At 71.5% G+C, this 20,929-nt stretch carries 21 protein-coding genes; 14 read left to right on the top strand and 7 right to left on the bottom strand.

The annotated features are described in order from the left end of the window. Positions 1-41: 41 nt before the first annotated feature. From OIE75_RS30865 to OIE75_RS30810, 12 genes are all read left to right on the top strand, one after another. The gene (locus tag OIE75_RS30865; protein WP_307015752.1) at positions 42-614 is read left to right on the top strand and encodes a GNAT family N-acetyltransferase; all 573 of its coding nucleotides are present in this window, start codon (positions 42-44) and stop codon (positions 612-614) included. Positions 615-779: 165 nt separating this feature from the next. Continuing rightward, the gene (locus OIE75_RS30860) at positions 780-863 is read left to right on the top strand and encodes a putative leader peptide (RefSeq protein WP_310887545.1); all 84 of its coding nucleotides are present in this window, start codon (positions 780-782) and stop codon (positions 861-863) included. Between the two features lie 129 nt (positions 864-992). Continuing rightward, entirely contained in the window at positions 993-2,690 is a 1,698-nt protein-coding gene (gene sirA / locus OIE75_RS30855) for a sulfite reductase SirA (RefSeq protein WP_307015751.1), read from the top strand. Next, a complete protein-coding gene (locus OIE75_RS30850; protein WP_122618266.1) occupies positions 2,687-2,866 on the top strand; it encodes a hypothetical protein in 180 nt (59 codons plus the stop codon). Before sirA ends, OIE75_RS30850 begins: the two co-directional genes overlap by 4 nt. Continuing rightward, positions 2,863-3,573, top strand: a complete 711-nt coding sequence (locus OIE75_RS30845; protein WP_307015750.1) for a phosphoadenylyl-sulfate reductase — start codon at positions 2,863-2,865, stop codon at positions 3,571-3,573. The genes OIE75_RS30850 and OIE75_RS30845 overlap by 4 nt, the downstream gene beginning before the upstream one ends. A gap of 43 nt (positions 3,574-3,616) precedes the next feature. After that, entirely contained in the window at positions 3,617-4,153 is a 537-nt protein-coding gene (gene cysC, locus OIE75_RS30840) for an adenylyl-sulfate kinase (protein ID WP_122618560.1), read from the top strand. After that, positions 4,150-5,088, top strand: a complete 939-nt coding sequence (cysD, locus tag OIE75_RS30835) for a sulfate adenylyltransferase subunit CysD (RefSeq protein ID WP_329472889.1) — start codon at positions 4,150-4,152, stop codon at positions 5,086-5,088. Before cysC ends, cysD begins: the two co-directional genes overlap by 4 nt. Before the next feature lie 2 nt (positions 5,089-5,090). After that, the gene (locus OIE75_RS30830) at positions 5,091-6,446 is read left to right on the top strand and encodes a sulfate adenylyltransferase subunit 1 (RefSeq protein ID WP_329472888.1); all 1,356 of its coding nucleotides are present in this window, start codon (positions 5,091-5,093) and stop codon (positions 6,444-6,446) included. A 239-nt stretch (positions 6,447-6,685) separates the two neighbouring features. Next, a complete protein-coding gene (locus OIE75_RS30825; RefSeq protein ID WP_329472887.1) occupies positions 6,686-7,789 on the top strand; it encodes an aliphatic sulfonate ABC transporter substrate-binding protein in 1,104 nt (367 codons plus the stop codon). Between the two features lie 36 nt (positions 7,790-7,825). Beyond that, positions 7,826-8,620 carry an ABC transporter ATP-binding protein gene (locus tag OIE75_RS30820; protein ID WP_329472886.1) on the top strand — a complete coding sequence of 265 codons (795 nt, stop codon included), beginning with the start codon at positions 7,826-7,828 and terminating at the stop codon, positions 8,618-8,620. After that, positions 8,607-9,503, top strand: coding sequence for an ABC transporter permease (locus tag OIE75_RS30815; protein WP_329472885.1), 897 nt, complete (start codon positions 8,607-8,609; stop codon positions 9,501-9,503). The genes OIE75_RS30820 and OIE75_RS30815 overlap by 14 nt, the downstream gene beginning before the upstream one ends. Positions 9,504-9,511: 8 nt before the next feature. Then, complete coding sequence (locus OIE75_RS30810) at positions 9,512-10,249, top strand: sirohydrochlorin chelatase (RefSeq protein ID WP_329472884.1); 738 nt, start codon at positions 9,512-9,514, stop codon at positions 10,247-10,249. 23 nt (positions 10,250-10,272) lie between these two features. Here the strand turns inward: OIE75_RS30810 and OIE75_RS30805 are convergent, their stop codons facing one another. Continuing rightward, the gene (locus tag OIE75_RS30805; RefSeq protein WP_329472883.1) at positions 10,273-10,821 is read right to left on the bottom strand and encodes a DUF1697 domain-containing protein; all 549 of its coding nucleotides are present in this window, start codon (positions 10,819-10,821) and stop codon (positions 10,273-10,275) included. A gap of 375 nt (positions 10,822-11,196) precedes the next feature. Between OIE75_RS30805 and OIE75_RS30800 the strand changes: the two genes are divergently transcribed. Continuing rightward, entirely contained in the window at positions 11,197-13,464 is a 2,268-nt protein-coding gene (locus OIE75_RS30800) for an MMPL family transporter (protein ID WP_329472882.1), read from the top strand. Positions 13,465-13,541: 77 nt separating this feature from the next. On the opposite strand, the gene OIE75_RS30795 is transcribed toward OIE75_RS30800, so the two are convergent. The 5 genes from OIE75_RS30795 to OIE75_RS30775 all read right to left on the bottom strand — a co-directional run bounded on the left by OIE75_RS30795 (position 13,542) and on the right by OIE75_RS30775 (position 18,976). After that, positions 13,542-14,744, bottom strand: a complete 1,203-nt coding sequence (locus OIE75_RS30795) for a glycosyltransferase (protein ID WP_329472881.1) — start codon at positions 14,742-14,744, stop codon at positions 13,542-13,544. A 59-nt stretch (positions 14,745-14,803) separates the two neighbouring features. Further along, complete coding sequence (gene erm(O), locus OIE75_RS30790) at positions 14,804-15,583, bottom strand: 23S rRNA (adenine(2058)-N(6))-methyltransferase Erm(O) (protein WP_307015739.1); 780 nt, start codon at positions 15,581-15,583, stop codon at positions 14,804-14,806. A 332-nt stretch (positions 15,584-15,915) separates the two neighbouring features. Beyond that, a complete protein-coding gene (locus OIE75_RS30785) occupies positions 15,916-17,199 on the bottom strand; it encodes an ABC transporter substrate-binding protein (RefSeq protein WP_307015738.1) in 1,284 nt (427 codons plus the stop codon). Then, positions 17,199-18,032, bottom strand: coding sequence for a carbohydrate ABC transporter permease (locus OIE75_RS30780; RefSeq protein ID WP_122618277.1), 834 nt, complete (start codon positions 18,030-18,032; stop codon positions 17,199-17,201). Before OIE75_RS30780 ends, OIE75_RS30785 begins: the two co-directional genes overlap by 1 nt. Further along, entirely contained in the window at positions 18,029-18,976 is a 948-nt protein-coding gene (locus OIE75_RS30775) for a carbohydrate ABC transporter permease (RefSeq protein ID WP_307015737.1), read from the bottom strand. Before OIE75_RS30775 ends, OIE75_RS30780 begins: the two co-directional genes overlap by 4 nt. Positions 18,977-19,137: 161 nt before the next feature. Between OIE75_RS30775 and OIE75_RS30770 the strand changes: the two genes are divergently transcribed. Next, a complete protein-coding gene (locus OIE75_RS30770; RefSeq protein ID WP_329472880.1) occupies positions 19,138-20,001 on the top strand; it encodes a phosphotransferase enzyme family protein in 864 nt (287 codons plus the stop codon). Positions 20,002-20,069: 68 nt separating this feature from the next. Here the strand turns inward: OIE75_RS30770 and OIE75_RS30765 are convergent, their stop codons facing one another. Further along, on the bottom strand, positions 20,070-20,792 hold the full coding sequence (locus tag OIE75_RS30765; RefSeq protein WP_307015735.1) for a 3'-5' exonuclease: 723 nt from the start codon (positions 20,790-20,792) through the stop codon (positions 20,070-20,072). Positions 20,793-20,929 lie beyond the last annotated feature (137 nt).

Below are 20,929 nucleotides of genomic sequence, written 5' to 3'. Positions count from 1 at the left end.
GGGATCGACAGATTCGCGGACCGGATGATTCCCTGACCGGCATGACCAACATCGCCGTGACCACCTGGTCCCTGGAGCAGACGGCGCCCACCGACCTGCTGCCGGCCGCCGCCCCGGAGGGGGACGTGCGCGTCGTCCGCTCCGCGGTGCCCTCCCCCGAGTTCAGCCGCTTCCTCTACGCCTCGGTCGGCGGCGACATCCGCTGGACGGACCGGCTCGGCTGGAGCCACGCCCGCTGGCGGGAGCACCTGGACCGGCCCGGCGTGGAGACCTGGGTCGCGTACGACCGGGGCACGCCCGCCGGATACGTGGAGCTGGCGGCCGGCGACGACGGCGTGGTGGAGATCGAGTACTTCGGACTGCTCCCGGCGTTCCGGGGCCGGCGCATCGGCGGCCACCTCCTCTCGTACGGCACAGCCCGCGCCTGGGACCTCGCGGAGCGCTGGCCGGGGCTGGCCACGACCAAACGGGTGTGGCTGCACACGTGCAGCAAGGACGGCGAGCACGCCATGGACAACTACCGGCGCCGCGGCTTCCGCCTCTTCGACACCAAGGTCGAGGAGGAGGCCGACGTGGCCACGCCGGGACCCTGGCCCGGGGCGTTCCCCGCCTGATCCCCGCCGTCTGATCCCCGCCCGGCCCCAGCCCGACCGGCCGGCCTCCTGCCCGGCGGTCGTCCGCTGTGATCCACAACACCCTTGTCTCACTCTACGGGACAAGGGTGTCCGCATCTTGGATGAAGCTGGACTGTGTCCAGATCGCCGTGCCAGTCTTCCGTCATGCCTGGAACTGGAATTGCCTTGGTGAGTCGGCGGCACGTCGACCTCGGCCGCATGTCCAGCGCCATCTGTCCGGCCCGCTGAGAGCCCTCTCCAGCACTACCGGATTTCCCCGCATAAGCCTCCGCCCGCGCAAGGACGCGCATGTCTGCCATGCGCCCGTGCGCGCAGGTCAGAGCCGCTTTCCGTCTGCCTTGAAGGACGTGTCACACCATGGCCGCCACCCCACCCGAGCCTGCCGCCGCGACCCCCCGCCGCAAGGTGAGCCGTCACCGCGGTGAGGGCCAGTGGGCGGCGGGTCACTTCACCCCGCTCAACGCCAACGAGCAGACCAAGAAGGATGACGACGGTCTCAACGTACGGACACGGATTGAGACGATCTACTCCAAGCGGGGTTTCGACTCGATCGACCCCGGCGACCTGCGCGGACGTATGCGCTGGTGGGGGCTGTACACCCAGCGCAAGCAGGGCATCGATGGCGGAAAGACGGCCGTCCTGGAGCCGGAGGAGCTGGACGACAGCTACTTCATGCTCCGCGTCCGCATCGACGGCGGCGCGCTGACCACCGCGCAGCTGCGGGTCGTCGGTGAGATCTCGCAAGAGTTCGCGCGCGGCACGGCCGACATCACCGACCGGCAGAACGTCCAGTACCACTGGATCCGGATCGAGGACGTGCCCGAGATCTGGAACCGCCTGGAGGCCGTCGGCCTGTCCACGGTGACCGCCTGCGGCGACACGCCCCGGGTGATGATCGGCTCCCCGGTGGCGGGCATCGCCGAGGACGAGATCATCGACGGCACGCCGGCGCTGGAGGAGATGAAGCGCCGCGTCCTGAACAACCCCGCGTACTCGAACCTCCCCCGCAAGTTCAAGACCGCGATCTCCGGGTCGCCGGTCCTCGACGTCGTGCACGAGATCAACGACGTGGCGTTCGTCGGGGTGGAGCACCCCGAACACGGGCCGGGCTTCGACCTGTGGGTCGGCGGCGGCCTGTCCACCAACCCGAAGCTGGGCGTGCGACTGAACGCGTGGGTGCCGATCGACGACGTCCCCGACGTCTACGAGGGCGTCATCTCGATCTTCCGCGACTACGGCTACCGGCGGCTGCGCAACCGCGCCCGCCTGAAGTTCCTGGTCGCCGACTGGGGCGCGGAGAAGTTCCGCCAGGTCCTGGAGGACGAGTACCTCGAGCGGAAGCTGACCGACGGCCCGGCGCCCGCCGATCCCACCAGCCGCTGGCGCGACCACATCGGCGTGCACCGGCAGCGCGACGGCCGTTTCTACGTCGGCTTCGCCCCGCGCGTCGGCCGCGTCGACGGCACCATCCTGACCAAGGTCGCCGACCTGGCGGAGGCGCACGGCTCGGGCCGGGTCCGGACGACCGTCGAGCAGAAGATGATCATCCTCGATGTCGAGGAGGCTCAGGTCGACTCCCTGGTGGAGTCCCTGGAGGCGCTCGACCTCACCGCCCGGCCCTCCAGCTTCCGGCGCGGCACCATGGCCTGCACCGGCATCGAGTTCTGCAAGCTGGCCATCGTCGAGACCAAGGCGCGCGGCGCCTCCCTCATCGACGAGCTGGAGCGCCGCCTCCCCGACTTCGACGAGCCCCTCACCATCAACCTCAACGGCTGCCCCAACGCCTGCGCCCGCATCCAGACCGCGGACATCGGCCTCAAGGGCCAGCTGGTCCTGAACGACCGGGGCGAGCAGGTCGAGGGCTACCAGGTGCACTTGGGCGGCGCCCTCGGCCTGGAGCCCGGCTTCGGCCGCAAGGTGCGCGGCCTGAAGGTCACGGCGGAGGAGCTGCCGGACTACGTGGAGCGCGTCCTCAAGCGCTTCGAGGCCGAGCGCGAGGACGGCGAGCGCTTCGCGACCTGGGCGGCCCGCGCCTCCGAGGAGGCCCTGTCATGACCGAGCGTGCCGCGCCCTTCTACTGCCCCTACTGCGGTGACGAGGACCTGCGTCCGCACGAGCAGGGCCACGGCGCCTGGGAATGCGCGGCGTGCAACCGCGCATTCCAGTTGAAGTTCCTCGGCCTGCTGGCCCGGGGACTTCAGCCCAACTCCACGGGAGGGGAACCGATATGACCGCGGTTCGGGAAGAGCGTACGACCGACGAACTCAAGGCCCTGGCCGAGCGGGCGGGCCGCGAGCTGGAGGACGCCTCCGCCCTGGAGATCCTCCAGTGGGCGGCCGACACCTTCGGCAACCGCTTCTGCGTGACCTCCTCGATGGAGGACGCGGTCGTCGCCCACCTCGCCTCCCGCGCCCTGCCAGGAGTGGACGTCGTATTCCTCGACACCGGCTACCACTTCCCGGAGACTGTCGGCACCCGGGACGCGGTGGAGGCCGTGATGGACGTGAACGTCATTACGCTCACCCCACGCCAGACCGTCGCCGAGCAGGACGCCGAGTACGGACCCGGGCTGCACGACCGCAACCCCGACCTGTGCTGCGCGCTGCGCAAGATCAAGCCGCTGGACGAGGGCCTGGCCGGCTACCAGGCCTGGGCGACCGGTCTGCGCCGCGACGAGTCCGAGACCCGGGCGAACACCCCCGTGGTCGGCTGGGACGAGAAGCGGCGGAAGGTCAAGATCTCTCCCATCGCCAAGTGGTCACAGGAAGATGTGCAAACGTACGTCGACGAGCACGGCGTCCTCACCAACCCGCTGCTCATGGACGGCTATGCCTCCGTGGGCTGCGCGCCGTGCACCCGCCGTGTGCTGGAGGGCGAGGACGCCCGCTCCGGACGCTGGGCGGGCCTCACCAAGACCGAATGCGGACTGCACGGCTGACATGACGACGACCACCGGACCATCGAGTTTCAGGGAGAACCACGTGACGACCGGAGCCACCGTCTGGCTCACGGGCCTGCCCAGCGCCGGGAAGACCACCATCGCCCACGAGCTGGCCGGCCGCCTGCGCGAGGAGGGCAGGCGCGTCGAGCTCCTCGACGGCGACGAGATCCGCGAGTTCCTCTCCGCGGGCCTCGGCTTCGACCGCGCGGACCGGCACACCAACGTGCAGCGCATCGGCTTCGTCGCCGAACTCCTCGCCCGCAACGGCGTCACGGCACTGGTCCCGGTGATCGCCCCGTACGCGGAGAGCCGCGACGCGGTCCGCGAGCGCCACGAGGCGAACGGCACGCCGTATGTGGAGGTGCACGTGGCCACCCCCGTCGAGGTGTGCTCGGTGCGCGACGTCAAGGGCCTGTACGCCAAGCAGGCGGCGGGTGAGCTGACGGGGCTGACCGGCGTCGACGACCCGTACGAGCAGCCCCTCAAGCCCGACCTGCGCATCGAGTCGCAGCACCAGACCGTTCAGGAGTCCGCCGCGGCGGTCCACGCCCTGCTCACCGAAAGGGGACTGGCATGACGACGTCCGTGGCGGCCGTGGCGGAGGGCACCGACAGCCCTTACGCCCTCTCCCACCTCGATGCTCTCGAGTCGGAGGCGGTGCACATCTTCCGTGAGGTGGCCGGTGAGTTCGAGCGGCCGGTGATCCTGTTCTCCGGCGGCAAGGACTCCATCCTCATGCTGCACCTCGCGCTGAAGGCGTTCGCGCCCGCGGCGGTGCCGTTCTCGCTGCTGCACGTGGACACCGGGCACAACTTCCCCGAGGTCCTCGACTACCGCGACCGCACCGTCGAACGGCACGGGCTGCGGCTGCACGTCGCCTCCGTGCAGGACTACATCGACCGGGGCGTGCTCAAGGAGCGTGCGGACGGCACCCGTAACCCGCTGCAGACGCTGCCGCTGACCGAGAAGATCCAGGCCGAACAGTTCGACGCCGTCTTCGGCGGCGGACGCCGCGACGAGGAGAAGGCCCGCGCCAAGGAGCGGGTGTTCTCGCTGCGCGACGAGTTCTCCCAGTGGGACCCGCGCCGCCAGCGCCCCGAACTGTGGAACCTCTACAACGGCCGCCACGCCCCCGGTGAACACGTCCGCGTCTTCCCCCTGTCCAACTGGACCGAGCTGGACGTGTGGCAGTACATCGCCCGCGAGAACATCGAACTGCCCGCCATCTACTACGCCCACGAACGCGAGGTGTTCGCCCGCGCCGGGATGTGGCTGACCGCGGGTGAGTGGGGCGGCCCCAGGGCCGGCGAAGCCGTGGAGAAGCGGCTGGTGCGCTACCGCACCGTCGGTGACATGTCCTGCACCGGCGCCGTCGACTCCGACGCCGACAGCATCGAGAAGGTCATCGCCGAGATCGCCGTCACCCGGCTCACCGAACGCGGCGCCACCCGCGCCGACGACAAGATGTCCGAGGCCGCGATGGAAGACCGCAAGCGCGAGGGGTACTTCTAGACATGACCCGCACCACCGAACCCACCGGAGCCCTGTCCATCTGGCAGCTGTCCGAGACGACGCTGCTGCGGTTCGCCACCGCCGGCTCCGTCGACGACGGCAAGTCCACCCTCGTCGGACGCCTCCTGCACGACTCCAAGTCGGTCCTCACCGACCAGCTGGAGGCCGTGGAGCGGGCCTCCGCGAGCCGCGGCCAAAACGCCCCCGACCTCGCCCTGCTCACCGACGGCCTGCGCGCCGAACGCGAACAGGGCATCACCATCGACGTCGCCTACCGCTACTTCGCCACCCCCAGGCGCCGCTTCATCCTCGCCGACACCCCCGGACACGTGCAGTACACGCGGAACATGGTCACCGGCGCCTCCACCGCCGAGCTGACGGTGATCCTGGTCGACGCCCGCAACGGGGTCGTGGAACAGACCCGCCGGCATGCGGCCATCGCCGCGCTGCTGCGGGTGCCGCACGTCGTCCTCGCCGTGAACAAGATGGACCTGGTCGACTACCGCGAGCCCGTGTTCGCCGCGATCGCCGAGGAGTTCACCGCCTACGCCACCGAGCTGGGCGTCCCCGAGGTCACCGCGATCCCCATCTCCGCACTGGCCGGGGACAACGTCGTCGAGCCCTCCGCGGTCATGGACTGGTACGGCGGACCCACCGTGCTGGAGCACCTGGAGACCGTGCCGGTCAGCCACGACCTCGCAAACTGCCACGCCCGGCTGCCCGTGCAGTACGTGATCCGCCCGCAGAGCGCCGAACATCCCGACTACCGGGGTTACGCCGGTCAGATCGCCGCGGGCACCTTCCGCGTCGGCGACGAGATCACCGTCCTGCCCTCCGGACGCACCTCGAAGGTGTCCGGGATCGACCTGCTCGGGGTGCCGGTCCAGGAGGCCTGGACGCCGCAGTCGGTGACCCTGCTGCTCGAGGACGACATCGACGTCTCCCGCGGCGACCTGATCGTGCCCCGCAAGGACGCCCCCGCCACCAGCCAGGACGTCGAGGCCACCGTCTGCCACGTCGCCGACGCCCCCCTCACCGTCGGCCACCGGGTCCTGCTCAAACACGGCACCCGCACCGTCAAGGCGATCGTCAAGGACATCCCGGCCCGGCTCACGCTGGACGACCTGTCCCTGCACCCGCACCCCGGACAGCTCTCCGCCAACGACATCGGCCGGGTCACCATCCGCACCGCCGAACCCCTGCCCGCCGACTCCTACGCCGACTCCCGCCGCACCGGCTCCTTCATCCTCATCGACCCCAGCGACGGCACCACCCTCACCGCCGGCATGGCCGGTGAGTCCTTCGCCACGCCGGAGCCGGTCAAGGACGAGGCGGACGAAGACGGGTGGGACTTCTGAGCATGAACTCCCCTGACTTCTACTCCACGTTCGCAAAGGAGGGCGGCCGCGTCGGCAGCGGTGCCCTCGGCAGCGGGCAGGGCGGAGTGGCGCGATGTGCGCGCTGACGTACGCGCACTGCCCGCGCGCCCACACCCCCCACCCGCACAGCCGAAGACAAGCCGACCTCCCGGCCACGACCTGACACCTCGGACGACCCGACAGGCGTGAGAGCCGGACCAACGAGAGGAACACCTCCCGTGCCTGCCACCACCGCCCTGCGCCGCACCGTCGCGGTCCTGGCCGCCCTGCCGCTGCTGGCGCTCGCCGCCTGCGGGTACGGCTCCCAGGCCGAGAAGGACGACGGGGCCAAGGTCGCCGCCGGTGCCGAGAAGACCGACGGTCTGGACTCCGTCCGGATCGGCTACTTCGGCAACGTCACCCACGCCACGGCGCTGGTCGGCAACCAGAAGGGCTTCTTCCAGAAAGCCCTGGGCGCCACCGAGGCCAAGTACGCCACCTTCAACGCGGGCCCCTCCGAGATCGAGGCGCTGAACTCCGGTTCCATCGACATCGGCTGGATCGGCCCCTCCCCCTCGATCAACGGCTACACCAAGTCCGGCGGCAAGAACCTCCGCATCATCGGCGGCTCCGCCTCCGGCGGCGTCAAACTGGTGGTGAACCCGGACAAGATCAAGTCGCTGAAGGACGTCAAGGGCAAGCGCATCGCCACCCCGCAGCTCGGCAACACCCAGGACGTCGCCTTCCTGAACTGGATCGCCGAGCAGGGCTGGAAGACCGACGCACAGTCCGGCAAGGGCGACGTGACCGTCGTGCGCAGCGACAACAAGGTCACACCCGACGCCTACAAGTCCGGTTCCCTGGACGGCGCCTGGGTGCCCGAGCCGACCGCGTCGAAGCTGGTCGCCGAGGGCGGCAAGGTACTGCTGGACGAGTCGACGCTGTGGCCCAACAAGAAGTTCGTGATCACGAACATCATCGTGTCGCAGAAGTTCCTCACCGAACACCCGAAGGCTGTCGAGGCGGTGCTGAAGGCCTCGGTCGACACCAACGCGTGGATCAAGGCCAACCCCGACGAGGCCAAGGCCGCCGCCAACAAGCAGCTGGAGAAGGACACCGGCAAGGCCCTGCCCGCCGACGTCCTCGACCCGGCGTGGAAGTCGATCCAGCTCACCGACGACCCGCTGGCCGCCACCCTCGACGCCCAGGCCGAACACGCCGTCAAGGCCGGCCTGCTCGACCAGCCCGACCTGGGCGGCATCTACGACCTCACACTGCTCAACAAGGTCCTCAAGGCCAAGGGCAAGCCCACCGTCGACGACGCCGGACTCGGCGCCCAGTAAAGCCCGGATCCGACCGTTCCCCAGGAGGTGACGACCATGGCCACGACCACGACCCTCGCCAAGGCCGCCGACGGCACCGAGTCGGCCGTCCACGCCGCCCGTATCGAGCATGTCTCGAAGTCGTTCGCGGGCCCCGCCGGGCAGCAGCTCGTGCTGGACGACATCACCCTCGATGTCGCGCCCGGCGAGTTCGTCACCCTCCTGGGGGCCTCCGGCTGCGGCAAGTCCACGCTGCTCAACCTGGTGGCGGGCCTGGACCGGCCCAGCACCGGCGAGATCACCACCGACGGACGCCCCGCCCTCATGTTCCAGGAGCACGCCCTCTTCCCCTGGCTCACCGCGGGCAAGAACATCGAACTCGCCCTCAAACTGCGCGGCGTGCCCAAGACAGAGCGCCGTGACAAGGCGGAGGAGCTGCTCGAACTCGTCCGGCTCAAGGGCGCGCACGGCAAGCGGGTGCACGAACTGTCCGGCGGCATGCGCCAGCGCGTCGCGCTCGCCCGGGCGCTCGCCCAGGAGAGCAAACTGCTGCTGATGGACGAGCCGTTCGCGGCACTCGACGCCATCACCCGCGACGTACTGCACGACGAACTGACCCGCATCTGGCGCGAGACCCAGCTGTCCGTCCTGTTCGTCACCCACAACGTGCGCGAGGCCGTCCGCCTCGCCGAACGCGTGGTGCTGCTGTCCTCCCGCCCCGGGCGCATCGCCCGCCAGTGGACGGTCGGCCTTCCGCAGCCGCGCCGCATCGAGGACACCGCCGTGGCGGAACTCTCCGTCGAGATCACCGAAGAACTGCGTGGGGAGATCCGCCGTCATGGCCAGCACTGAGACCACCACGCCCGCCAAGGACGCGGGAGATCTCGCCGGTCTGGAGGCGGGCCTCGACGCCCTGGAGACCCGGCAGAAGACCCGGATCCCCTTCAGGCAGACCTTCGTGGAGAAGATCCTGCCGCCCGCCGTCGCCGTCCTGCTGGTGCTCGCCATCTGGCAGGCCCTGGTCTCCTTCAAGATCGTCGACGACCCGACCAAACTGCCCGCCCCGGCAGACGTGTGGCGGGTGGCGCAGGACGCCTGGCTCCAGGGCGAACTGCTCGGCTACATCTGGACCAGCGTCTCGCGCGGACTCTCCGGCTTCCTGCTCGCCCTCGTGATCGGCACCCCCCTCGGGCTGCTGGTCGCCCGGGTCAAAGTCGTCCGCGCCGCCATCGGCCCCATCCTGTCCGGCCTCCAGTCCCTGCCCTCGGTCGCCTGGGTACCCCCCGCCGTCATCTGGCTGGGCCTGAACAACTCCATGATGTACGCCGTCATCCTCCTCGGCGCCGTCCCCTCCATCGCCAACGGCCTCGTCTCCGGCGTCGACCAGGTCTCCCCCCTCTTCCTGCGCGCCGGCCGCACCCTGGGCGCCACCGGACTGAAAGGCACCTGGCACATCGTCCTTCCCGCCGCCCTGCCCGGCTACGTCGCCGGCCTCAAACAGGGCTGGGCGTTCTCCTGGCGCTCACTGATGGCCGCCGAGATCATCGCCTCCTTCCCCGACCTGGGGGTGGGCCTGGGCCAGCTGCTGGAGAACGGCCGCAACGCCAGCGACATGGCCATGGTCTTCGAAGCCATCCTCCTCATCCTCATCGTCGGCATCGCCATCGACCTGCTCATCTTCAGCCCGCTGGAGCGGTGGGTACTGCGCAGCCGCGGCCTGCTGGTGAAGAGCTGAGGTACGACATGTCCGCACCGGTCCTTCTGGTCATCGCCCACGGCAGCCGCGACCCGCGGCACGCCGCGACCGTGCACGCCCTGGTCCGCCGGGTCAGGGCGCTGCGCCCCGACGTACGGGTGGAGACGGGCTTCCTGGACTTCAACGTGCCCTCCGTGCCGGGCGTGCTGGAATCCCTGGCGACGGAGGGGGTGCGGGACGTGGTGGCGCTGCCGCTGCTGCTGACCCGCGCCTTCCACGCCAAGGCGGACATCCCGGCGGTCCTGGCGGACGCCCCGCCGCGGCTCAGGATCCGTCAGGCGGACGTGCTCGGCCCCTCGCCGCTGCTGCTGGCGGCGCTGGAGCGGCGGCTGTACGAGGCGGGCCTCACGCCCGCCGACAAGTCCTCGACCGGGGTCGTCCTGGCCTCGGCGGGGTCCTCCGACCCGGAGGCGATCGCAGTGATCGCAGAAATCGCGCGGGAGTGGCGGCGTTCCGGTTGGTGCGCCGTGCGGCCTGCGTTCGCCTCCGCATCCCTCCCCCGCACCGAGGACGCCGTGCGGGAGCTGCGCGCTCTGGACTGCGCACGCGTCGCCGTCGCCCCGTACGTCCTCGCGCCCGGCCGCCTGCCGGACCGGATCGCGCGGGGCGCGGCCGGGGCGGACGTACTGGCGGACGTCCTCGGCCCCTCCCCGGAAGTGGCGCGGGTCCTGCTGGAGCGGTACGACGCGGCGCGGACCCCGGTACTGGCGGCGGTCGGGGCCTGACGTGAGGGAGCGCAGTCCCGCCTCTAGGGGCCGGTCATCTCCACGAGTCTGACGACGGTGTTCCAGTTGCGGGTGGTCGCGACCACGCCCTTGTTCACGCGGGGACGCGCGAGGGCCTCGGCGAGCTTGGAGCGGCCGAGACCGTCGGGCGCGTAGAGGTACAGGGCGCGGTCGCCGAGGCGGAACTCCTCCGGGAGGAAGGCCGGCGCGTCGACCGGCGCGAAGCGCTCCGCGTCCACGGGGGCGGAGAAGTAGGTGACGTGCAACTGCTTGGCCTCCAGTTCGGCTGCCGGGAAGGGGCACGCCTCGGCGACGGCCTTCAGATAGGCGTGGTCGCGCACGATCACGTCCACCGCGAAGCCGAAGCGCTTCTCGATCGCCCCCGCCAACTCGGCGGCCAGGGAATCCTCGTCCCCGTGCGCGGCGGCGAAGACGGCCTGCCCGCTCTGCAGATACGTGCGTACGGCGTCGTGGCCGAGGTCCGTCAGAAGCGCGCGCAGGTCGCCCATCGGGAGCTTCCTCGCCCCGCCGACATTGACCCCGCGCAGCAGCGCCGCGTACATCGTCGTCATGGGCACACCCTAGAACGGCCGTCGTGCCCCGTGGGGGCGGGCACGACGGCCGGGTCCGCACGGCGGCGGACGTGCGCGCCACTCTCTCCGATGCGGTGTGCGTGGTTCAACCACTACACGCACCTGTGACTTAGACAACAAGCCTGCGAAAGGGTACCGGCGCCCCCGGCGCACCCCGAGCCCGCACCCCGGCGACCCGAAAGATGTAAGGGGCCGGAATCCTCCTCAGCGGTGAGACACGGCGGTACGGAGGGATGACCCGTCGCCGGGGTGCGTCACCAAGGAGCACGACGCGGTGTTCTTACGCGGGCCATACCTTCGAAGCGCAAGGTGACGGCAGGGGGTCGTCGCCGCTCAATGGGGGGCAGGCCGGTCATGCGGAACCGAGACACACGGGTGCGGGGCATAGCCGCGCGGGCCGGCGGCTGGAGCGCCAGACACCGATGGGCCGCCGTCGGCATCTGGGTGCTGTTCGTCGTCCTCGCGATGGGGCTCGGGTCGGCGGCCGGCCGGGTCGACGTCAAGGACAGCGACCAGATGGGCGGCGAGACGCACACCGCCGCGCAGATCGTCGAGGATGCCGGGATCGAGGAGCCGGCCGGTGAGTCCGTCCTCGTCCAGGCGAAGGACGGCGGCCTCAAGGCGACGGACGCCGACTTCCGGGCCGCGGTCACCGCGGTCGTCACGGCGGTGGAGGGGACCGGCCAGGTCACGGGGGTGACCTCCCCGTACGAGGCCAAGACGATTTCGAAGGACGGCCGCAGCGCGCTGGTGCGGTTCGACATGCGCGGCGAGGCGGACACGGCGGGCGACCGGGTCGAGCCGGTGCTGAACGCCGTCGCGGACGTCCAGAAGGAGCACGAGTCGCTGCGGATCGAGGAGATCGGCGGCGCCAGCATGATGAAGACGTTCGACGACGCGTTCGGCGACGACTTCAAGAAGGCCGAGTACTCGGCGGTGCCGGTGGCGCTCGGCATCCTGCTGGTCGCGTTCGGGGCGCTGGTGGCGGCGCTGGTACCGGTGGCGCTGGCGATCACCGCGATCATCGCGACGATGGGTCTGATGGCCCTGGTGAGCCACTTCCAGCCGATGAGCGAGACCGCCAACTCCGTGATGCTGCTGGTCGGTCTGGCCGTCGGCGTCGACTACTGCCTGTTCTACCTGCGCCGTGAGCGCGAGGAGCGCGCCGCGGGCCGGGACGCGCAGACCGCGCTCAGGATCGCCGCCGCCACCAGCGGCCGGGCGATCGTCGTCTCCGGTGTCACGGTGTGCGTGGCCATGGCGGGCATGCTGTTCACGGGCATCGCCGAGTTCGAGGCGATGGGCCTGGCCTCGCTGATGGTGGTCGCGGTCGCCATGGTCGGCTCGGTGACGGTGCTGCCCGCGCTGCTGTCGCTGCTGGGCGACCGGGTCGAGAAGGGCCGCCTGCCGTTCCTGCGCCGGCGCCGCAAGGGCGGCGCCTCGGAGGGCAGCCGGTTCTGGACGGCGGTCCTGAACCGCGTCCTGGCCAAGCCGCTGCTCGCCGCCGTGGTGGCGACCGGCGCGCTGCTGGCCGTGGCCGCCCCGGCGATCGGCATGAAGACGGAGAACCTCACGCTGGACCAGGAGTTCGGCGACTCGCTGCCGATCGTGCAGACGTACAACCGGGTCAACGAGGCGTTCCCCGGCGGGTCGGACCCGGCCGAGGTGGTCGTGAAGGCCGACGACATCAACGCGCCGGAGGTGCGGGCCGCACTCGCCGACTTCCGTGAGCGGGCCGTGAGTTCGGGTGTTTCACGCGGCCCGGTCGACGTCACGACGCACGACGAGCAGAACGTCGCCCTGGTCTACGTCCCGCTGGTCGGCGGCTCCGACCAGGACAAGGCGGGCGAGAGCCTCGACAAGCTGCGGGACGAGGTGCGGCCGGCCACGCTGGGCAAGGTCGACGGCGTGGAGGCGCCGATCACCGGTCAGGTCGCCGGGTCGAAGGACTTCAACGACCAGTTGGTCGGCTCGGTCCTGCCGGTCTTCGCCTTCGTGGTGGCCTTCGCCTTCCTGCTGATGCTGCTGTCCTTCCGCTCACTGACGATCGCGCTCACCTCGATCGTGCTGAACCTGCTGTCGGTGGGCGCCGCCTACGGCATCCTGGTCGCCGTCTTCCAGCACGGCTGGGGCGCGTCGCTGGTGGGCGCGGAGGGTGTGGGCGCCATCATCACGTGGCTGCCGCTGTTCCTCTTCGTGATCCTGTTCGGCCTGTCGATGGACTACCACGTGTTCGTGGTCTCGCGGATCCGTGAGGCGCGGCTGCGCGGGCGGAACACGGCGGACGCGATCCGGCACGGGGTGGTCACCACGGCGGGGGTCGTCACCAGTGCGGCCGTCATCATGGTCGCGGTGTTCGCCATCTTCGGGACGCTGTCCATGCAGTCCATGAAGCAGATGGGCGTGGGCCTGGCGGCGGCGGTGCTGATCGACGCGACGATCATCCGCGGTGTCCTGCTGCCGGCCGTGATGTCCCTGCTCGGAGAGCGCAACTGGTACCTGCCGAAGTGGCTGCACCGGCTGCCGGACCTCACCCACGACGAGGCGCCCGAGGCGATCGCGCCGGCGGTCCGCGACGACGAGGGCGAGCGCGGGGAGCGGGGTGAGCGGGTGGGGGTGTGAGCGGCCCCACCACTGCCGCGGGCCCGCCGGTTCCGAGAGGAACCGGCGGGCCCGCGGCGTGCTGTGCCGGGTGCCGGTCAGGCCCTGGCGGCGGCCAGTCGCTCCTCGATCAGGTCGGCGGCCCGCCGGGTGCCGCCCTCGTGGGCCATCCCGCCCTGGATCTCCTTGAGGCGCCGGGCCACCTCAGGGTCGTCGACCAGGGCGAGGGCGGCGGTGCGCAGCGCTTCGGCGGTGGCCTCCTCGGTGTCGAGCTGCCGGGCGACACCGAGCCCCTGGAGCATGCCGGCGTTGCCGAACTGGTCCGCGGCCTGCGGTACGGCGATCATCGGCGTGGCGGTCGCCAGGCCCTCCTGGCTGCCGCCGGCGCCCGCGTGGGTGACGAACAGGTCGGCCTGCTGGAGGACCGCCAACTGCGGTACCCAGGTCCGCACTTCCACGTGGTCCGGCACCTCGCCCAGCTCGGCCGGGTCGACGTGCCGGCCGATCTGGAGCACCGTGTGCCAGCCGGGCAGCTCACCGAAGGCCTTGACGCACTCCCGGTAGAAACCGGGCTGCTTGGTGAAGGCGGACCCGAGGGAGACCAGCACGACCTTCTCCGCGCTCTCGGGGCGCGTCCAGTCGCCCTCGGCGGTCCGGTCGCCCTGGCAGGCGCCGACGAAGGTGTACGTCGTCTCGTCGACCCGCTCGGCGTTGGGCTGGAGGGCCTTGGGGATCAGCACCAGGGAGCGCTCGGGGCGGCCGACGAAGGGGTCGGGGTGAGTGGTGATCCCGTTCTCCTCCAGCCAGGCCCGGAAGCGGGCGTAGTACGCCTGGCCGCGCTCGGTCTTCAGCGGCTCCTCCCACATCGGCTCGGCGACCTCCTGCTCGTACCCCTCCCAGGCGACCATGCAGGGCGACAGGGAGACCACCGGCACGTCCCAGCGGTGGCCGAGGACGCGGGCCGTGTAGGAGGCGATGTCGTGCAGGACGAGGTCCGGTTCGTCGCCCTCGTACGCCTCGGCGAGCTGTGGGAGCGACTGGATGGCGTCGTCCAGGAACGGCTCCACGTTGTCCAGCAGGGTGCTCCCCCATGCCTCCGGGTCGGCGTCGGGGCCGGGCAGCGTGCTGTCCCAGAGCTTGGGTTCGGCCCCCGCCTCGGCGACCTTCCCCGCGAGGAGCGGCGGGATCGCGTACGTCACCCGGTGCCCTCGCGCGACGAGCTCGCGGATCACCTCCAGGCTGGGGTTCACGTGGCCGTGGGCGGCGATGGAGAACATGGCGATGTGCGCGGGACTGGTCATGCGCCGACCGTACGCGAGACGAGACGTCTCGTGCAAGCTCTGGGGCGCATCTTTCCGGATCACGGCGCCAGCACCTCGTGCAGCCGCAGCCACGCCGCGGGCGGGACCTCGCCCACCAGCACGCGCGGGTCGAGCCGTGCTGCCCGGAACGCGGCGTCCACGCGCCGGGCCGGGCGGGCCCGCCGCAGGGACGCGTGCAGCGAGCCGCCGACCCCCGAGAAGCCCAGCTCGACCAGGTCGTCCCAGCTCCGGCGGGCGGCGCCGGTGAGCAGCGGGGTGGGGCGGCGTTCGAGGCGGAGGATCCCGGCGTCGACGCGCGGCGCCGGGCGGAAGCGGTACCGGCCCACCCTGCCCACCAGGCGCCACTCGTGGCACGGCCAGGTCCGGACCGTCAGCAGCGTCCAGCGACCGTAGTCACCGGTGCGTTTGCGGGCGTACTCCAGCTGCGTGATCAAGGTGGCGTGGGTGAGCGCGGGAGCCGTGAGGCACCAGTCCACGATGTCCGCGGTGCGCGAGAAGGGCACGTTCCCGGCGACGGCGAACGGGGTGCGCGGCGGCCGCGCGGCGAGGAAGTCACCGGCGACGACGCGGACGTGGGGGGTGTGCGCGAAACGGGCGCGGAGCCCCGGCAGGAGCCGGGGATCGATCTCGTAGGCGCGCAGTTCCCGGCTGCGGCGGGCCAGCGGCTCGGTGAGGGCGCCCTGACCGGCGCCCACTTCGAGCAGGAGCGGAGGGTGCCGGCTGTCGGGCGCGGCGAGCCGGGCGACACGGTCGGCGGTGGCGCGGTCGGCGAGGAAGTTCTGCGAGAGCGTGCGGGCACGCTGGGTGGGGCGGGCCATGGCCTGCGGTCCTTTGTCTTCCGTGGAGGGGAAAAGGGCAGCCGAAGGCCCCGACCGGAAGACGAAGGCGAAAGGAGATCGCGGAGGCTCAGCCCCGCCGCGGGTGGGAGACGTGCGTCAGCGCGTGACGTGCCTCAGCGGCGGGGGGACCCCGGGCCGGTCAGGGCTCCGGGGCCACGACGCATCCTGATGGAGTACGTGCAGCCCCGGCCGAGACCGGAGTTGAAGATCGCGTTGAAAGCTGCCACGCAGGTGACGCTAGGCGGCCGCGCGCCGGGCGGGCAACGGGTTTTCGGCGCGGGCCCCGGGCGCGGGCCGCCCACCGCCCGGCGTCAGCGCTGGTAGCGGGCGAGTACGAGGTTGCCGTCCTCCTCCAGTCGCTCGCGCAGCTCGTCCAGGCCGATCGCCCCGCTGTAGTACTCCTGGAGCGCGGGGGTGGCCACCTTGTCCTTCCACTCGGGGTACCCCCGGACGGACTGCGCGGGTGCCGAGCGCAGGTGGCCGGCGAGCGCGGTGCCGGTGGCCCAGCCCCGCTCGGCCGTGTGCAGGGCGGGGGCCTTCAGCGCGCGCGTGGCGGTGGGCAGCATCCAGTCGCCGAGGGCCAGGCGCACCATGTTGTCCGGCTGGAGGAGGAAGTCGAGGAAGGCGGCGGCCTCCTTCTTGTGCGGGGTGTCCTCGGCGATCGACAGGGTCTGCGGGCTGACGCCCTGGGCGAGCCCGTCGGTGCCCGCGGGGGCGGGCAGCACCTGCCAGTCGAAGCCCTCCGGGGCCTGCTGCTCGATCTGCTGGCGGTAGGAGAAGCCGAGGGGCACCATCGCGTACTTGCCCGCGAAGAAGCCGGGCAGGGTGTCGGAGCCGCCGCTGCCCAGCGTGTCGGACGAGGCGCTGCGGTCCGTCTCGACCTGGTCGTGGATGGTGCGGGGCACCACCTGGTCGCCCTCCTCGAAGCGGACGGTGACCTTTCCGTCCGCGTCCCGGTGGAACATCCGGCCGCCGTTGGACAGGGAGAGGTTGAGCGTCGCGGAGACGGGCTCCTTGAGCGGCCACGCCACCCCGTACCTGCCGTCGCCGCTGAGCCGCTCCGTCACCTGCCGGAACTCCGCCCAGGTCCAGGGGTGTTCGGGCGTGGGGATCCGGACGTCCGCCTTCCGCAGCAGGTCGGCGTTGGCGATCAGCACCCGGGGTTCCTGGAGGAACGGCACACCGTAGACCCCGTCGTCGAAGGTGACCGTCTCCCAACTGCGCTCGGGAATGTCCGACTTCAGCCGGTCGGGCAGCAGCTCGGTCAGGTCGGCGAGGTAACCGCCGTACGCGAAGTCGGCGAGGTCGTCGGAGGCGTCGTGGATGATGTCGGGCGCCTCACCGCCCTCGAAGGACGTGAGGAGCTGGTCGTGGACGCTGTCCCAGCTGCCCTGGACGTACTCGACGCGTACGTCCGGGTGGGCGGCGTTCCACTCCCGGACCAGTTCCTTGTTGGCCTCGACCGACTCCTCCTGCCAGGCCAGCGACTGGAAGCGCAGGGTGATCCGGCCGTCGTCCGCGTCGCCGCCGCCCGAGGTGCAGCCGGCGAGCAGCAGGGCGAGGGCGACGAGCAGGGTCGCGGTGCGGGTGCGCATCAGCTCTTCACCGCCCCGGCGAGCATGCCGCCCGTGATCCGCCGCTGGATCAGCGCGAAGATCACCAGTGAGGGCAGCGTCGCGAGGAAGGCCGCCGCGGCCAGCGGGCCGAGGTCGGCGACGCCTTCGGCGCCGATGAAGTGGGTGAGGATCACCGGCAGGGTCTGTTTCTCCGGTGTCTTCAGCAACACCAGCGCGAAGAAGAACTCGTTCCACGCGGTGATGAACGCGAACAGGGCCGTCGCCACGATCCCCGGCGCGAGCAACGGCGCGGTCACCGAGACCAGCGTCCGCAGCCGCCCGGCGCCGTCGACCGCCGCCGCCTCCTCCAGCTCGGCCGGTACGGCGCGGACGTACCCGGCGAGCATCCACAGCGCGAACGGCAGCGACCACACGACGTACACCATCACCAGCCCGGGCACGGAGTTGATCAGTCCGAGGTTCTTCAGGACCAGGAAGAGCGGGATGATCAGCAGGACGAAGGGGAAGGCCTGGCTGACCACGACCCACCCGGTGGCCGCCCTGGCGAGCCGGCCGCGGCGGCGGGCCATGACGTAGGCCATCGGGGTGGCGATCACCACGGCGATCACCGCGGCGCCGAGCGCGGCGAGCAGGGAGTTGAGCGCGGCGTGCAGCAGGGGCTGTTCGTCGAAGGCCTGCCGGAAGTTGTCGAGGGTGGGGTTCTCCGGGATCCAGGTGGGGTGCAGACTGCCCAGCTCGCGTGGCGGTTTGAACGCGGTGGAGATCAGCCAGAGGAACGGGAAGGCCAGGAAGACGAGATACGCGAGCAGCGCGGCGTACTGGCCGACGCGGGCCGTGGTCGAGGTCCTCACGCCTCGTCACCTCCCTTGAGTCCGCCCTTCAGCCGGCCGGCGAGGAAGACGGCCAGCAGGACCGAGATCGCCGCCACCATGACGCAGCCCATCGCTGCCGCATAGCCGAACTGCCCGTAGCGGAAGGCTTCCTCGTAGGCGAAGAGCATGGGCAGCCGGGTGCGGCCACCGGGGCCGCCGTTGGTCAGCACGTAGACCAGGGCGAAGGAGTTGAAGTTCCAGATGAGGTTGAGCGCGGTGATGGCGAGCGCGATGGGTCTGAGGGCGGGCCAGGTGACGGTGCGGAAGCGGCGCCAGGCTCCGGCGCCGTCGACGGCGGCGGCCTCGTGCAGCTCGCGGGGGGTGTTCTGGAGTCCGGCGAGGAGCGCCACCGTCGTCTGCGGCATGCCGGCCCAGACGCCGACGACGATGACGGCGGGCAGGGCGGTGCCGAGGCCGCTGAGCCAGTCGTGTCCGTTGCCGAGGCCGAGGTCGCGCAGCGTCTCGTTGAGGATGCCCGCGTCCGTGTTGTAGACGAGCCGCCACATGACGCCCACGACGACCTCGGGCATCGCCCAGGGGATGATCGCGAGGGCGCGGGCCAGCCAGCGCAGGCGGAGGTTCTGGTTGAGCAGCAGGGCGAGACCGAGTGCGAGCAGGAACTGCGGCACCGTCACCCCGACCGCCCAGACGAGCCCGATCCGGAAGGACTCCCAGAACAGCGTGTCGTGCAGCAGGTCCTGGAAGTTCAGCGTGCCGATCCACCGGGTGGGCTCGGTGCGGCCGGACTGGGCGTCGGTGAACGCCAGCAGGATGCCGTAGAGCAGCGGTCCGACGCTGAGCACCAGAATGGGGATCAGCGCGGGCAGCACGAGGAACCAGGCGCCGTGGTCCGGCCCGTGCCGTCCCCGCTCCGTGCCGGGCGCACGGCGCGCCGGTTTCCTCGACTCGGTCACCAATGCCACGTAATCAGCCCCTTTGCGCTGCTCGGACGGGCCTCGTCATGGTCGTGAAGTGACCGCGACCCGTCAAGAGCCCGCGCATCCGCTCCCACCTGTGCGAATGCGACACTGGCCGACGGACGGCGGGAACCCGGCGGACATGACGGACACGGAGGCGTACGACGATGGACGAGGCACGGGCCCGGGAGGTGCTGGCCGGGGCGGGCGCACTGCCCCGACCGGCTCAGGCGCGGCTGCTGGCCCTCGGCGAGAACGCGGTGTTCGCCGCCGGTGACCTCGCGGTCAAGGTGGGCCGGGACGCGGAACTCCTCGACCGGGCGCGCCGGGAACTGGCCGTCGCACTCTGGCTGGAGGAGGCAGGCGTGCCGGCGGTGCGGGCGGCCCGCCCGACGGCGCTGTTCGTCGACGGGCATCCGGTGACGGTGTGGCGGCGGCTGCCCGAGCCGGTGCGGCCCGCCGAGCCGCGGGACGTGGCCGTGCTGCTGCGGCTGGTCCACGAACTGGCCCTCCCCTCCTCCTTCGAGCTGCCGCCCCGCGAGCTGCTGGGCGGTGTGGAGCGCTGGCTGCGGCTCGCGGGCGACGTGATCGACCCCGCGGACGCCGCGTATCTGCGCGAGCGCCGGGACGGATTCGCCTCGGCCGCCGCCGCGCTCACCCCGCACCTGACGCCGGGCCCGATCCATGGCGACGCGCTGCCCCGCAATGTGCACGTCGGTCCCGACGGGCCGGTCCTGGTGGACCTGGAGACCTTCTCCGCCGACCTGCGCGAGCACGATCTCGTGGTGCTGGCGCTCAGCCGGGACCGCTACGGGCTGCCCGCCGAGGCGTACGACGCCTTCACGGCCACCTACGGCTGGGACGTACGCGAGTGGGACGGCTGTGCGGTGCTGCGCGGCGCCCGGGAGACGGCCAGCTGCGCGTGGGTGGCCCAGCACGCGCCGAGCAATCCGAAGGCGCTGGCCGAGTTCGAGCGCAGGGTGGCGTCGCTGCGGGACGGGGACCCGACGGTGCGCTGGTATCCCTTCTGACCCGGACCGTCCCGGGCGGCGCTCCGGCGGTCCGGGACGCCGCCCGGTCAGCCGCGCTCGTCGCCCGGTCAGACGCGCTCGTCGGCCGGCTCGCGCAGAGGCCACGTCGCGTCGACGACGGCCGTGGCGTCGCCCTTGCGGCGCAGGAAGCTCTGGAAGTCCGCCGCCCACTCGGCGTACCACTCGACCTGGCGGTGGTGCAGGTCCGCCGGGCCGAGGGACGCGACCTTCGGGTGGCGGTCGGCTATCGCGCAGGCCAGCCGGGCCGCGGCGAGCGCGTCGGCGGTGGCGTCGTGGGCCGCGTCGAGCGGGACGCCGTACTCCCGGCAGACCGCTTCCAGATTGCGCTTGCCCCTGCGGTAGCGGTCGACGGAGCGGTCGATGGTGTACGGGTCGACGACCGGGGCGGGGTCCGTGCCGCCCAGGCGGTCGCGCAGGGACGGCAGTCCGTGGCGCCGCAGCTCGGCGGCGAGCAGGGTGAGGTCGAAGGCCGCGTTGTAGGCGACGACCGGGACGCCGGTGCGCCAGTGGTCCGTGAGCACGGCGGCGATGGCGTCCGCGACCTGGTCGGCGGGCCTGCCCTCGGCGGCCGCCCGCTCATTGCTGATGCCGTGCACCGCGACCGCCTCGGCCGGGATCTCCACGCCCGGGTCGGCCAGCCACTCCCGGCGGCCCTGCGGCTCCCCGCCCCTGACCTCGATCACGGCCCCCGTGACGATGCGCGCCTCGCGCGGATCGGTGCCCGTCGTCTCCAGGTCGAAGCCGATCAGCAGCTCCCGGTGCCAGCCCATGGGCGGTCCCCCTTCTTGGTGGTGCGTTCCCCCAGTGGTCTCCACCTTCCCACGGGCCACTGACAATCCGAGGATCGCATTCCGCTTACCCCGCTCCGGACCCGGGCCGGACCCCGGACGGACCTCCGGGCGACACC

It is taken from the genome of Streptomyces sp. NBC_01723, assembly GCF_036246005.1.
Classification (GTDB): Bacteria; Actinomycetota; Actinomycetes; order Streptomycetales; family Streptomycetaceae; genus Streptomyces.
The sequence above is the reverse complement of the archived record's forward strand: the minus strand, read 5'-3'. Positions and strand labels throughout refer to the sequence as shown.

Bases quoted from the DNA above. Each gene is read 5' to 3' on its own strand.
- OIE75_RS30865 (WP_307015752.1), top strand. From the start codon at position 42: ATGACCAACATCGCCGTGACCACCTGGTCCCTGGAGCAGACGGCGCCC.
- OIE75_RS30860 (WP_310887545.1), top strand. From the start codon at position 780: ATGCCTGGAACTGGAATTGCCTTGGTGAGTCGGCGGCACGTCGACCTC.
- sirA (WP_307015751.1), top strand. From the start codon at position 993: ATGGCCGCCACCCCACCCGAGCCTGCCGCCGCGACCCCCCGCCGCAAG.
- OIE75_RS30850 (WP_122618266.1), top strand. From the start codon at position 2,687: ATGACCGAGCGTGCCGCGCCCTTCTACTGCCCCTACTGCGGTGACGAG.
- OIE75_RS30845 (WP_307015750.1), top strand. From the start codon at position 2,863: ATGACCGCGGTTCGGGAAGAGCGTACGACCGACGAACTCAAGGCCCTG.
- cysD (WP_329472889.1), top strand. From the start codon at position 4,150: ATGACGACGTCCGTGGCGGCCGTGGCGGAGGGCACCGACAGCCCTTAC.
- OIE75_RS30830 (WP_329472888.1), top strand. From the start codon at position 5,091: ATGACCCGCACCACCGAACCCACCGGAGCCCTGTCCATCTGGCAGCTG.
- OIE75_RS30820 (WP_329472886.1), top strand. From the start codon at position 7,826: ATGGCCACGACCACGACCCTCGCCAAGGCCGCCGACGGCACCGAGTCG.
- OIE75_RS30815 (WP_329472885.1), top strand. From the start codon at position 8,607: ATGGCCAGCACTGAGACCACCACGCCCGCCAAGGACGCGGGAGATCTC.
- OIE75_RS30810 (WP_329472884.1), top strand. From the start codon at position 9,512: ATGTCCGCACCGGTCCTTCTGGTCATCGCCCACGGCAGCCGCGACCCG.
- OIE75_RS30805 (WP_329472883.1), bottom strand. From the start codon at position 10,821: ATGACGACGATGTACGCGGCGCTGCTGCGCGGGGTCAATGTCGGCGGG.
- OIE75_RS30800 (WP_329472882.1), top strand. From the start codon at position 11,197: ATGCGGAACCGAGACACACGGGTGCGGGGCATAGCCGCGCGGGCCGGC.
- OIE75_RS30795 (WP_329472881.1), bottom strand. From the start codon at position 14,744: ATGACCAGTCCCGCGCACATCGCCATGTTCTCCATCGCCGCCCACGGC.
- OIE75_RS30785 (WP_307015738.1), bottom strand. From the start codon at position 17,199: ATGCGCACCCGCACCGCGACCCTGCTCGTCGCCCTCGCCCTGCTGCTC.
- OIE75_RS30770 (WP_329472880.1), top strand. From the start codon at position 19,138: ATGGACGAGGCACGGGCCCGGGAGGTGCTGGCCGGGGCGGGCGCACTG.
- OIE75_RS30765 (WP_307015735.1), bottom strand. From the start codon at position 20,792: ATGGGCTGGCACCGGGAGCTGCTGATCGGCTTCGACCTGGAGACGACG.